This window comes from Bordetella genomosp. 11 (assembly GCF_002261215.1).
GTDB lineage: Bacteria > Pseudomonadota > Gammaproteobacteria > Burkholderiales > Burkholderiaceae_B > Bordetella_C.
On the sequence record NZ_NEVS01000004.1, the window covers coordinates 3,336,575 to 3,349,482 of the forward strand.

The 12,908-nt window shown below is 64.0% G+C and carries 12 protein-coding genes; 6 read left to right on the top strand and 6 right to left on the bottom strand.

Annotated elements, in window-relative coordinates; translation table 11 throughout:
• Window positions 1–1,260 carry a nucleotide sugar dehydrogenase gene (locus CAL28_RS22630; protein WP_094843428.1) on the bottom strand — a complete coding sequence of 420 codons (1,260 nt, stop codon included), beginning with the start codon at window positions 1,258–1,260 and terminating at the stop codon, window positions 1–3.
• A 208-nt stretch (window positions 1,261–1,468) separates the two neighbouring features.
• On the opposite strand from CAL28_RS22630, the gene CAL28_RS22635 reads away from it, so the two are divergent.
• A protein-coding gene (locus tag CAL28_RS22635) for an IS3 family transposase (protein WP_407922726.1) occupies window positions 1,469–2,604 on the top strand; the annotation gives its coding sequence in 2 pieces (ribosomal slippage) (window positions 1,469–1,724 and window positions 1,724–2,604; 1,137 coding nt in all).
• 640 nt (window positions 2,605–3,244) lie between these two features.
• Here the strand turns inward: CAL28_RS22635 and CAL28_RS22640 are convergent.
• The 3 genes from CAL28_RS22640 to CAL28_RS22650 form a co-directional block, all read right to left on the bottom strand.
• The gene (locus tag CAL28_RS22640) at window positions 3,245–3,466 is read right to left on the bottom strand and encodes a DNA/RNA helicase domain-containing protein (protein WP_254926203.1); all 222 of its coding nucleotides are present in this window, start codon (window positions 3,464–3,466) and stop codon (window positions 3,245–3,247) included.
• Entirely contained in the window at window positions 3,463–3,837 is a 375-nt protein-coding gene (locus tag CAL28_RS22645; RefSeq protein ID WP_094844796.1) for a nucleotide pyrophosphohydrolase, read from the bottom strand. The genes CAL28_RS22640 and CAL28_RS22645 overlap by 4 nt, the downstream gene beginning before the upstream one ends.
• Window positions 3,838–3,974: 137 nt before the next feature.
• Window positions 3,975–4,871, bottom strand: a complete 897-nt coding sequence (locus CAL28_RS22650) for a LysR substrate-binding domain-containing protein (protein WP_094843430.1) — start codon at window positions 4,869–4,871, stop codon at window positions 3,975–3,977.
• Window positions 4,872–4,976: 105 nt separating this feature from the next.
• Between CAL28_RS22650 and CAL28_RS22655 the strand changes: the two genes are divergently transcribed.
• On the top strand, window positions 4,977–6,251 hold the full coding sequence (locus CAL28_RS22655; protein ID WP_094843431.1) for an amidase: 1,275 nt from the start codon (window positions 4,977–4,979) through the stop codon (window positions 6,249–6,251).
• A complete protein-coding gene (locus tag CAL28_RS22660; protein ID WP_094843432.1) occupies window positions 6,226–7,200 on the top strand; it encodes a Bug family tripartite tricarboxylate transporter substrate binding protein in 975 nt (324 codons plus the stop codon). The genes CAL28_RS22655 and CAL28_RS22660 overlap by 26 nt, the downstream gene beginning before the upstream one ends.
• Window positions 7,201–7,329: 129 nt before the next feature.
• On the opposite strand, the gene CAL28_RS22665 is transcribed toward CAL28_RS22660, so the two are convergent.
• On the bottom strand, window positions 7,330–8,241 hold the full coding sequence (locus CAL28_RS22665; RefSeq protein WP_176464072.1) for a LysR family transcriptional regulator: 912 nt from the start codon (window positions 8,239–8,241) through the stop codon (window positions 7,330–7,332).
• A gap of 121 nt (window positions 8,242–8,362) precedes the next feature.
• On the opposite strand from CAL28_RS22665, the gene CAL28_RS22670 reads away from it, so the two are divergent.
• The 3 genes from CAL28_RS22670 (at window position 8,363) to CAL28_RS22680 (ending at window position 11,532) form a co-directional block, all read left to right on the top strand.
• Window positions 8,363–9,403: a Bug family tripartite tricarboxylate transporter substrate binding protein gene (locus tag CAL28_RS22670; RefSeq protein WP_094843434.1), complete on the top strand. Its 1,041-nt coding sequence runs from the start codon at window positions 8,363–8,365 to the stop codon at window positions 9,401–9,403.
• 29 nt (window positions 9,404–9,432) lie between these two features.
• Window positions 9,433–10,599, top strand: a complete 1,167-nt coding sequence (locus tag CAL28_RS22675) for an enolase C-terminal domain-like protein (protein ID WP_094843435.1) — start codon at window positions 9,433–9,435, stop codon at window positions 10,597–10,599.
• Window positions 10,600–10,680: 81 nt separating this feature from the next.
• A complete protein-coding gene (locus tag CAL28_RS22680; RefSeq protein ID WP_094843436.1) occupies window positions 10,681–11,532 on the top strand; it encodes a fumarylacetoacetate hydrolase family protein in 852 nt (283 codons plus the stop codon).
• Window positions 11,533–11,623: 91 nt separating this feature from the next.
• Here the strand turns inward: CAL28_RS22680 and CAL28_RS22685 are convergent, their stop codons facing one another.
• Entirely contained in the window at window positions 11,624–12,760 is a 1,137-nt protein-coding gene (locus CAL28_RS22685) for an MFS transporter (RefSeq protein ID WP_094843437.1), read from the bottom strand.
• Window positions 12,761–12,908 lie beyond the last annotated feature (148 nt).

Below are 12,908 nucleotides of genomic sequence, written 5' to 3' on the forward strand. Positions count from 1 at the left end.
TTAAAGAGTCCAGTACAAGAGGTCCGACTGAAGCCGGCTGCTATCGAGCACCGACTTCAGGTCGCACACCATGCCGCCGCTCTTGACCAGTTCGGGCAGGTCGTCCCAGATGGACTCCATGGTCTGGCGATGCGGAACGGCCAGGATCAGCACGTCCATGCCGCGAAAGTCCTTCCGGTTCACAAGCTTGATGCCGTACTCGTGTTCCATCTGGGCCGCATCGACCATGGGATCGCAGGCGACCGGGGTAATGCCATAGTCCCCGAGCGCGTTATAGAGATCGACCACTTTGGAATTGCGGATGTCGGGAACGTTCTCCTTGAACGTCATCCCCAGGATGCCGACGCGCGTCGATGCATTAAGACGGCCGTTGCGGGCCAGCACCTGCACGACGCGCGAGGCAACGTGATTGGCCATGCCGTCGTTGATCCGGCGGCCGGACAGGATCACCTCGGGGTGATAGCCCAGCTCCTGTGCCTTGGAGGTCAGGTAGTACGGATCGACCCCGATGCAATGGCCGCCCACCAGGCCCGGCGTGAACCGCAGGAAATTCCATTTGGTTCCAGCCGCGGCCAGGACTTCGGATGTACGGATGCCGACCAGATCGCAGATCTTCGACATTTCGTTCATCAGGGCGATGTTGATGTCGCGCTGCGTGTTCTCCAGGACCTTGGCGGCCTCCGCCACCTTGATGGACGACGCGCGATGAACCCCTGCTTCGATGATCTTTTCGTAGACGCCCGCGATGATTTCCAACGATTCCGCGTCCTGGCCCGAGACGATCTTGACGATCTTCTCCAGCGGATGGTCGCGATCGCCCGGATTGATCCGTTCAGGGCTGTAGCCCAGCTTGAAATCGATGCCGCAGCGCAGGCCGGATGCTTTCTCCAGCTCCGGTCCGCAAATATCCTCGGTCGCCCCCGGGTGCACCGTGGATTCGAAGACGACAATGCTGCCCTGGCGCAGCACCGGTCCTATCAACTGGCAAGCGCGGACGAGCAGCGAAAAATCCGGGTTGCACTTCTCGTCGACCGGGGTCGGGACGGCCACGACAAAGAAGTCGCAGCCCGCCAGATCCTGCACGTCGTCCGTCAGTTTCAAAGACGAGTCCAGCAGCACGTGGCGCTCGACCTCGCCCGTCCAGTCGTCGGCGTCCTTCAGCCGCGCGATCCGCCGTTTATCCACGTCAAAGCCGATGACATCGAAGCGCCTGGCAAGCGCCACGGCAACCGGCAGGCCCACGTACCCAAGGCCACACACTGCGATTTTCTTTACCACTGCTACCTCACTCTTTGTCGTCGTGTCGCGGACACTCGAAGTCGCCACCCATGGCCCGGAACGAGGCCGGAACGGCTTCCTGGCGCGGGCGCGTCGCTAAAAAAGATTTACAAATCCCCGAGTGACCTGCCCCCTCCCAGCCGTACCAGCGTAATGGCAGCGAAGTCCGTCAACTTGGAGAATGACGGACATGAGAAAGAGCAGATTTACCGAGGAGCAGATCATCGGTTTCATCAAGCAGGCCGAGGCCGGTTTGCCGATCAAGGATCTGTGCCGCAAAGGCGGCTTCAGCGACGCGACCTTCTACAAATGGCGTGCCAAGTACGGTGGGATGGACGTGCCCGACGCCCGGCGGCTGCGTGAACTCGAGGCCGAGAACAACAAGCTCAAGAAGCTGTTGGCAGAGGCCCATCTGGACATCCACGCGCTGAATACGGCCTTCGGGGTAAAGCGCTAGCCCCACAGGCCAAGCGCGCGGCCATCGCCACCATGATCGAGCAATGCGATCTGAGCGAGCGGCGCGCCTGCAGGCTTGTGGGGCTCTCCCGCGACAGCTACCGCCACCCACCCGAGACCGATGCCATGACCCAAGAGCTCAGCAGCAAGATCGTCGAGATCGCGCATGCACGCCGGCGCTTCGGCTATCGGCGCATCCACGACATGCTGCGCCCGCACTTCCCGGCTGTGAACCACAAGCGCGTCTACCGCCTGTACAGCGCCGCCAACTTGGCGGTGCGCAAGCGCAAGAAGGTCAAACGCCCCGCCAACGAACGCGTGCCGCTGCAACTGGCCACGACGGTCAATGAGGTGTGGAGCATGGACTTCGTCAGCGACAGCCTGAGCACGGGACGGCGCATCAAGTGCTTGACCGTGGCCGATGACTTCAGCCACGAGTGCGTGAGCATCTCGGTGGACTGGGGAATCTCGGGGCAATACGTTACGCGACTGCTGGATCAAGCGGCCGTGTTCAGGGGCTACCCGCAGGCCGTGCGCACCGACAACGGTCCGGAGTTCACCAGCCGGGCCTTCATGGGCTGGGCGCAGGCCCACGGCATCCGTCACATCCTGATCGAGCCGGGACGCCCCATGCAGAACGGCTACATCGAGAGCTTCAACGGCAAGTTCAGGGACGAGTGCCTGAACGAGCAGTGGTTCGAGACGCTGCAGCAGGCCCGGTCGGCCATCACGCTCTGGCGCCAGGACTACAACGAGGTCCGCCCGCATAGCAGCTGCGGGCGAATGCCACCGGCCAAGTTCGCCGAGCTGCATCGCCAGCGCGCTGGCGATGCAGCTCAAACCAGCTCAACCACCATCGAGATCAACTAATCTTGCAACCCCGGACTTCCTCGTTATGAATGGCACGGCAAAAGGGGGCAGGTCACGAGAGCCCAATTGAACGATTTCGGCCTCGAAGACTTTGGCTGGCGAATCCTGACGCAAGGAACAGCAATCTTTCTTTCTAAATATTTGTATTGCTGTTGAAGTACGTCAGCTTCGGCGCGGCAAGGCGCCATAACCCGTCAATAAATTACATTCGATACACGGGACGCAACAAAACTACTGCGGAAGATATTTTTAATTGTTTTAAAGGGTGTCGTTTCGAGTTATTTAACTCGAACGTAAAGAAATAAGCGGGCACCTCGAATCGTCTGCTTGCGATGCCGCGCAACCCTGCCCCGCCACAGCGGCGTGCATCGCGGGAAACGCCTATAGTCGCGCGCATACAGGCACCGGCCGCGAGCGGGGGAATAAACCCTGAACCGGCACGCCCGCATTCAAACGAGATCGGCGACCGGCCAGCGAGGCAAACGAAAACGGACGCGGGATTCCATCATTTTTTTCATTTTGATAGGCGGAACTGCGGCATATACAAGAACAAAAAGCCGCGCCAACCTCGAAACCAACCGGGACGATCGCGGACCAGGCAATGCCGGAAAATCGGCCCGACCGGAGTCAGCCGAGAAAATCAGGCCTGGAAATACGCATCGGCGCCCCCCGCCCTCATTCTGAGATAGGCGTTCAGCCCCGGATCGGTAGCATGGACGTAGCACCCCTTCATGCCGCGCGTCATCAGTGTGCGATACGTGTTCTTGATGATCCTGTCGGCCAGCCGCGCGGCTTCCACCGGATTTTCCCTGGACATTTTCACGAAGCCTTTCATGGTCTTGTCGGCCTGGTAGACGATCATGACTTCGGCAATTGATCGTATTTGGTGCTGACCCCGCGCGATGCCTCGACCGGGTACTTGGCGGCGTTGGCGGCAAGCTTGCTGGTGATCGCGGCGTTCAGGTCCACGCCCAGCACATCGGCGAGCCGTATCAGGTACAGGGCCACGTCGGCGATTTCGTCACGCACCGCGTCGGCGGTGCGCGGGGCCGACGCCGCGTTGTACGAATCGGCCTCGGTCATCCATTGGAAGATTTCCGTCAGCTCGCCGACCTCGCCCGAGAGCGCCATGACCAGGTTCTTGGGCGAGTGGAACTGCTGCCAATCCCGATCCTTGGCAAACTGCCTTAGCGCCTGCGCCGCGCCATCCGCATCGATCAGACTCTTTCCCACCTTTGCGTCCTCCATTTACGACGAATTGTATCTCCCTGGCGTGGGAAGCCGCATGTCGGATCCGCCGCGCGGGACGCCTATGTGCGAACAGGGAACCCGCCGGGAGCCTCGGCCCTGCATCGGCGACGCGCGACCCGCTATCGCGCGGCTCCACGCAACTGCGCGATAAGCGAGCGCGCGGCTGCCGGCCCTTCCCCGCTTAACTGAGCCGCCAGAATGCATGCCGGCTCCGCGTCGCGCAGCGGCAGAAAGACCAAAGGTTCGCCGCGCATGCGCGACAGGGACTTGGGCACGATGGCAGCCCCCATGCCCACCTCCACCAGCGTCAGTAAAGTCGGAATCACGCTTTCGCGGACGATAATCGGGTGCGCACCGACGCGGCTGAACATCCGGTCCAGCAGTTGCCGGAAATAAGGCGAAGCAAGCGGTGAGTAGCCGATCAATGGCAAGGTACATGCCTGCGCCAGGCTGATGCGCCGGCGTGCCGCCCAGGGATGATCCTGCCGCAACACCAGCATCATCGGCTCGCTCAGGATTTCGACGGTTTCGATGCCTTCACCCAGAGGCATGGGGCGCATAAGGGCCAGATCGATCTGGCGACCTCGCAGCATGGCCTCCATCTGGTTGGAGTTTCCCTCGAACAAATCCAGCTCCACATCGGGATGCGCGCTGCGATAGCGATAAAGCGTCTCGGCCAGCGGCGAATAGGCCACCGTGGGCGCGAGCCCCACTCTTAGCGGGCCGCCCTCGCCCAGCGCGGCCCGCCGCGCGGCGCGCAGCATCGATGCCGTGCGTACAGCCAGATCGTCCGCATGGCGCGCCATCACCACGCCGGCGGGAGTCAGCCTTACCGTACGCGTCGTCCGCTCGAACAAGGGAGCGCCGACGATGTTCTCTAGTCGCTTTATCTGCTGGCTGAAAGGTGGCTGGCTCATGAACACGCGCGCCGCCGCCCGCCCAAAATGCAATTCCTCCGCGGCCGCCGAGAAGCATGCCAGCATGCGCGCGTCGAGAAACTTTATGTCGTTTTTCATTGTGAATTATGTTCGATTATGAATTAGACCATAAGCAATCGCCTGTTTAACATGCAGCACGCTTCCTAGGTAGGACGTCGTCCCCGGCCCCCTTCACGAGTCGTCATGTCGCTTAGCATTCCCCACCCCGATGCTCCCCGCCTGGTCGCGGACGCCGCCCTGGCCGACCAGGACCTGCATGCCTGGGCCTGCCTGGACCCCACTGCCGCTGCCGCGCGGCACGGACCGCTGGCTGGACTGGTTTTCGGCGTAAAGGATGTACTCGATGTGGCCGGACTCCCGACACGTTGCGGTTCTCCGGCAACCGACGACCGCCCTGCCACGGCCGATGCCGACTGCGTCGCCATCCTGCGCGCGGCTGGGGCACTGCCTTTGGGCAAGACCGTGACCGCCGAATTCGCCCACGTCGCCCCCGGCCCCACCCGCAACCCCCACCATCCCTCGCACACGCCGGGCGGATCGTCCAGTGGATCGGCCGCGGCCGTGGCCGCCGGCATGGTCGACTTCGCGCTAAGTACACAAACGGGAGGCTCGATCATCCGGCCCGCCGCCTTCTGCGGCGTGGTGGGGGTCAAGCCCAGCTACGGCGCCGTGTCCCGCGGCGGCATGCGCGTCATGTGCCCCAGCCTGGACACCATAGGCTGGCACGCATACGACCTGGATGTGGCGGCGCGCGTGGCCGACGTCATGCTGCCGCGTCATGCATGCGATGCGATCGGCCAGCCGCGCCTGTGCCTTCTGCCCATGCAACCTGGATACCAGCTCGATCGGTCCAGCATCGACGCGCTTGCGTCCGCCGGCAACGCCCTAGCCGCTGCCGGCTATGCCGTAGCCGGGATCCAGGCCATGCCGCATGCGCTGGATCTCTTGGATATCCACCGCACCGTCGTGCACTACGAACTGGCACATGCATTAACCGTCCTGGTGCCGGATGCCGATGCCGTTCAGGATGGACGCCTCAGCCCACGCCTGCGCGAGGCCGCTCGACAAGGCCTCGCCATCGGGCGCGAAGACTACGAAGCCACATTGGCTCGCCTGCACGCAGCACGCCAGCGTGCCTGGGAGCTCGACTTCGGCGACGCCGATCTGATCCTTACGACGGGCGCCCTTGGCCCCGCCCCCGAAGGCTTATCGCACACCGGCGAATCGGGCTTCAACAAAGCGTGGTCCGTGCTGGGCTGGCCCTGCCTGCATCTACCGACCACCCATGACGATCGCGGCATGCCCCTGGGCGTCATGCTGGTAGCGCGTCGAGGAGCCGACCACGCGCTGTTGCGCTGGGCTCGCGACATCCATCGCCTTGTCGACCGGCGCGCCGCCTTGCCGTCCCGTTCACCTTCCAACGGAGCCATTCATGACCCGACTGTTTCGCGCGCTTAAACCGGCCGCCCTGCTTTGCGGCCTGCTGGCCATATTGCCCACCGCCCAAGCGGACTATCCCGACCGCCCCATCACCATTACCGTGCCCACCGCGCCGGGGGGCACCGTGGACATCGTCGCGCGCATCCTGGCCGCCCAACTCGGCGATGAGCTCAAGCAATCGATCATCGTCAGCAATAAGGCCGGCGCCGGCGGCGTCGTCGGCACCCAGGCCGCCAAACGCGAACGTCCCGACGGCTATAACCTTCTGTTCACCGCCAACAGCAATCAACTCATTGTTCCCTGGATCTACGCCAAGCCGGGTTTCGATCCGCTACGCGACTTCGTCCCGATCGCGGCCGTGGGCGTGGTGCCCAATGTGCTGCTCGTCAATCCCACATTTCCGGCGCGCAACCTTCAAGAGTTCATCGCCGAGGTCAAGGCGCACCCGGGCCAATACCGGTACGCCTCGGCCGGCACCGGCACCCTCAATCACCTTTTGGGCGCGATGCTGAACGAGAAAGGCGGCCTCGAACTGGAGCACGTCCCGTATCGCGGTGTCGCCCCCGCGATGACCGACGTACTGGGCAACCAGGTGCCCATGCTCTTTGCCAGCCTGCCGTCGGCGCTGGAAGCCGTCAAGGCAGGCCAACTGCGTGCCATCGGCGTCAGCAGTGCCAGCCGCGTCCCCCTGCTGCCCGACGTGCCGGCCATCGCTGAAGCCGTGCCAGGCTTCAGTGGCGACCTCTGGGTAGCCTTCTATGCGCCGGCCGGCACGCCCAAGGATGTGGTCGCGAAGCTGTACCAGGGCATCAAGACTGCGCTGGCATCGCCCGCGGTACAGCAGCGATTCCAACAACTGGGCGTCACCGAGCTGCACGACGGCCCCGACGAACTCGCCCGCCGCCAGGCATCGGAACTGGAACAATGGCGCGATATCGTCAAGGCGTCGGGCGCCAGGGCGGATTGAAAGCACCGTTATTAATCAGATAGAGCCTGATATCAAGGCAGAAAGCACGGAGATCAGTCCGCACGCGGACACCTGCATACGCCTTGATTCTTCGCAAAACCATGCCCGCGGCGACCGGTCAGCGATCGTTCATGCGGGGAGAAAAAGGCCTTCTTCTATGCACAGTGCCATTTGCTCCTCAATCGCGCCACGGAACGCTTTCGCGGCCAGGCTGACGGGCCGCCCCCTGGAGACGGCGAGCATGCGCGTAACGGAGAAGCTTCGGATGGGCACCGCGACCAGGCCCTGCCAAATCGCCGATGTCCGCGAGACGGAACTCGGCATCACCACCACCCCGACCCCCGCGCGGGCCAGCTGCGCTGCGCCCTCTCCACCATCCATCTGGATAACGGGCTGCACCGCGCCGTGAAGTGCCTCCAGGCTGTTGCGCAAACCCAGCGAAATGATGATCGGCAACTTTCCGAGATCTCTCGCGTGCACGCTGGAACGAGCGGCCAGTTTGCTGCCTGGCTGACAGAACACGGCGATTTCCTGCTTCATCAGTGGCGTGAAACGGATGTGTTCCTGGTTGCCCGGGTCCGAGACGATGGCCATGTCTATCGTGCCTGCGGAAAGACGGTGCAACGCATCCTCGGTGGGGCTCTCAGTCAGCTCGAGCCGGACCTGGGGAAACCGCTTGCGGAAATCCAGCGCGGTCCGCCCGTATAGGGCCTGGCCGACCGTCGGAGCCGCCGACATGCGCACCGTGCCGCGCACATCGCGATTGGATCCGCGCATCCCGCGGTTGAAGTCCGAGACGTCCTGGGTAGCGCTCTGCAATTCACGCATGATGAATCTGGCCCGCTCCAGAAACATGAGGCCGCTGTCGGTCAGCTCCACGCCGGCGACGCTGCGGTCGAACAGCGGACCGCCCATGCCCTCCTCCAGCAAGCGTATCTGCCGGCTGACGGCCGACTGGGCCACGTGCAGCACCGCAGCGGCCGCGCTGATGCTGCCCTTCTCCGCCACCGCGAGGAAATACCGCACCGGCCGCAGATCCATCCGCCCCTCCTCGGTCCTGACCATCTAAATTATGGATGGATAATATCTGAAAACTATTATTTTTAGTTGGCTTCGCACGGCTCAGAATTTATCCAGCCAAACTAAAAAGAGGGAGACAATCATGGCCACCAACCATGCGGCGCTGCGCGCCATTCACTTCCACTGGACGCGCCTGAAGGCACGGTTTCCGAAGGCGGTTCATGGCATCGGTGCCATAACATTCGCTGCGTTGCTGCCGTGCACCGCTTCGCTTGCCGGTTACCCGGAGAAGCCCGTGCGCGTCGTCGTTCCCTTCGCGGCGGGCGCGGGTGCCGACATCGCCTCCCGCTTCATGGCCGAGAAGCTCAGCGCGATGTGGGGCAAAGGCGTGGTAGTAGAAAACCAGGTCGGCGCCAACAGCATCATCGGCGCGCAGCAGGTCGCGCGCGCGCCCGCCGACGGCTACACGCTGCTCGTCCCCAACGACACGACCTTGGCGGCGAACCCGTGGCTCTATGCCAAGCTTCCTTATTCCCCCCTGAAGGACTTTGCACCCATCGCGCTGATCGGGGAGACGCCTTTCGTGCTGGTGGCTTCGCCGCGGTTTCCGGCGCACTCCGTCAAGGAACTGGTCGATATGGCCCGCGCCAATCCCGGTGCGATCAACTTCGGGTCCAGCGGCGTCGCCAGCGCACAGCATCTGCCGATGGAGATGCTGATGCACAGCGCGAATATCAAGTTGACGCACGTTCCGTACAAGAGCGCGTCGGATGCGGCGGTAGGCGTCGTGAGCGACCAGGTACAAGTGATGTTCGCCGGAGTTTCGGCGGTGCTGCCGTTCCTGCAATCCGGCAGGCTGGTCGCTCTGGCAGTCGGCTCGGCCGAGCGGCTCGCCGTACTGCCTCAAGTGCCCACGATCGCCGAATCGGGCTTCCCCGACTTTCGTTATGGGGCATGGCTGGGCTTTGTGGCGCCCGCCGGCACGCCCGCGGCCATCGTCGACAAGATCAACGCCGACATCGACAGCGTACTGCGTCAGCCAGCGGCACGCGAACGACTCATCGCACTGGGCTTCCTGCCCGCCAGGCCGGCCGCGCCGGAGGCTTTTCGCAAGCACATCGCAGACGAGACGGTGCGCTACGGCAAGCTGATCCAAAGCGCCGGCATCGAACAATCACGCTAAGGCAACCCCACAGGGATCCGAACCCAACCATGCGCATCATCGCCCTTCACGAAGCCGCATTTCCGGTGCAAAGCACCATGCGCAATGCGGTATTCTCCTTCGCGGAGATGACTACCTCCATCGTCGCCGCCAGGCTGGACCCCGGTGCCGGCAAGACCCCGGTGACGGGTTACGCTTTCAACTCCACCGGCCGCTATGCCTGCGGACAACCCATGCGGGACCGCTTTTTCCCGCGCCTGCTGCGCGCCAAGCCCGAGTCGCTGCTTGACGCTGCCGGCGTGCTGGACCCGGCAAAAGCCGTGGCAGCCATGCTGGTCGGCGAGAAACCGGGCGGCCACGCCGAACGATCCATCGCCATCGGGACCATCGAGACAGCACTGTGGGACGCCGTCGGCAAAGCGCAGGATCTGCCTACCGCGGAAGTTCTGGCCCGCCGCTACCGCGGCGGCTCGATGCACCGAAAGGTCTCGGTATACGTAGGCGGTGGGTGGTACCGTCCGGGCGGCGTGCCGCGGGACGTCGCCGACGAGATCCGCTCACACCAGGAGAGCGGCTACACGCACGTCAAGATCAAGGTAGGCGGCGCATCGCTGGACGAAGACTTGCGGCGCATCGAATGCGCCCTCGGCGTGCTACCCGACAGCGGGCATCTGGCGGTCGATGCCAACTGCAAGTTCGAGCGTGACGCGGCATTGGCCTATGCCGCCGCGCTGGCCCCGTACCAGCTGCGCTGGTTCGAGGAGCCGTGCGATCCCAACGACTTCTCGTTGATGGCGGAACTCGCCTCCGTCTACGCACCGCCGCTATCGGCCGGCGAGAACCTTTACGGCATGCAGGACGTGGTGAACCTTATCCGCCTGGGCGGCTGGCGACGCGGGCGGGACCTGATCCAGGTCGATCCTCCGCAGTCCTACGGCATGGACGCCTACGCCGCCATGGTGCTCGATCTGGAAGCGCGGGGCTGGGAGCCGTCCAGCCATTTCCCGCACGGCGGGAACCAAATGTCGCTGGCGCTGGCAGCCGGCCTAGGCCTGGGTGGCTGCGAGGCCTATCCCGGTGTGTTCGGCTCCTTCGGCGGCTTCGCGGACAGCACCGTGGTGGAAGGCGGCTATGTACAGCCACCGCAGTTGCCCGGCATCGGCTTCGAGGGCCACAGTGCCTTGTACACCTTGATGCGCACGGTCGGCGCGGACTGACGGCCCGTCGTCCCCGCCTTCCCATCCGTGCCCGGACCGTGCCGCGCCTCCCGATTCTCCCAGTACCTTCGAGACATGCACATGAACTTCGTCACTTTCCGTACCGCTTCCGATCTCACGCCCCGCCTGGGCGCCGTCGTCAACGAATCCGTCGTTACCCTGCCGAGCGACATGATCAGCCTCTGCGCCAAGGGCGCCGCCGGCTTCGCCGCCGCAGCGGAGATGGCCGCCGCGGCACCCGCCGAGGATCGCCACCCCCTGACGGCCGTCGAACTGCTTCCCGTGGTGCCGCGCCCGGGCAAGATCATTTGCCTGGGGCTCAACTATGCCGACCACGCAGCCGAGGGTGGCAACAGCAAGCCGGAATACCCGAGCCTTTTCATGCGAGGCCCATCGTCCCTCACAGCCCACGGCGCCCCTCTCAGGCGTCCGCGCGCTTCGACCCAGCTCGACTTCGAGGCCGAGCTGGCCGTGGTCATCGGCACGACCTGCCGCCATTTGACCCCCGCCAACGCCCTGCAAGCCGTGGCAGGCTATTCCTGCTTCAATGACGGCACGCTGCGGGACTATCAACGCAAGACCGCGCAATGGACGATCGGCAAGAACTTCGACGAGACAGGTTCCTTCGGTCCCTGGCTGGTGCCCGCCTCGACACTGCCGGCGGGTGCCGCCGGCCTGAAGATCGAATCCCGCCTGAACGGGACGGTCATGCAAAGCAGCAACACGGCCCACATGCTTTTCCCCGTGGAGGAAACGCTATGTCTTATCACCGAGGCCATCACCCTGGACCCCGGCGATGTGATCATCATGGGGACACCGGCCGGGGTCGGCTACGCGCGCAGGCCACCGGTATGGATGAAAGCCAGCGACACCATCGAGGTCGAAATCGAAGGAATAGGCATTCTGTCTAACCGTATCGAAGACGAAGCCTGAGCTTCGCCACACTGGCCTTTGACGTCCACGCTCTCACACTCGTGCGCACCGGAAAGGCGCCGCGCCGCCCAGCGACGCGACCACCGGACTGTCAACCGGCGTCCTGCCCGGAAGACCCGGGCTGCGCGCACGCCAAGGCCGACAGCGCGAGCAGGACTGCCGGCACGCTGTAGATCCAGACGGGCGAAACCAATGGCAGCATAACGCCAGCCAGCAGCGGCCCCGTACCCGCGCCGATGTCGCGCCACACCGCGCGCGATGCCAGCGCCTGTACTCGCCCCGGCCCAGGCGTCCGCATGGCCACGATAGGCGGCAAAAGCGGCAGTTGCAGCGCCCGCAGCACCACGATGGCGGCCGCGCAGCTCCAGATCCACCCCACGCCGAAACCCACGAGAACGATGGCGGTCAGCACCGACAGCCAGACCAGCAACCGCACCGGGCCGAACCGTTCCGCCAGACGTCCGCCCACGGGGCTTAACACGATCTCGCCGAGATAGCGCAACGCCAATACCACCCCGGCCACGATCACCGAACCGGCGGGCATAAGGTCCTTACCCAGGTAGGACAGGCCGATGATGAAGAGGCCATCGAGCGTGAAGCCTTCCAGAAACGACCAGGTATCCAGGCTGCCGGGCAGGCGCAGCCGGCGACTCTGCTGCGGCATGGAATGCGGGTGGCTGGGCAACCGATGCGCCACAACCACGCCCAGAAAGGCCACCAGTGCCAGAACGAAGAAAATCGCGCGCGGCCCCCAGAGTTCCGCCATCCATGCACCCAGCGGCAGCGCCACCACTGGCCCCATCGCGATGACCGCGCGCGAACGGCCGTTGCGCCGCGCCACGCCGACCGGGTCCGCGGTCGCCATGGCCTGGGTGGACAGGTTCAGGGCAGCGAACGACAAGCCCCACAGAAGACGCAGCGGCACCAGGGCCCAGAAGCCCGTGAGCGTCGCATAGCCCAGCGCGCTTAGCGTGGCGGCGGCTGCCGCCAGCATGCAGGTCGGCCGATCGCCATGCCGTGCATAGAAACGCGCCACCCACCCGTAGCCGGCGATGCGCACGAGACGGTTTGCCGCCAGCAGAACGCCGGCTTCGGCGAGCGACACGCCGAACTGCGCGGCGTATATCGGCAATATCAGGTACAGCACCGTATCGCCAGGCAGCGTCAACGCCAGCGTGGCGGCGGCGTTCCGCGAATGCGCGTCAGTCGGGGAGATGCGGTCTATCATATATAGACATCTAGACGTATATGCCAAAGTCGACATCATGCCTTATATTTCAGTTTTGTGGCAACTGGTGTTCGCCGCGCGGGAAACGGATATGCATGCATGCTTCATGTCCGTTGTCGCAGCATGCATGAAGGCCTCGCGCACACCG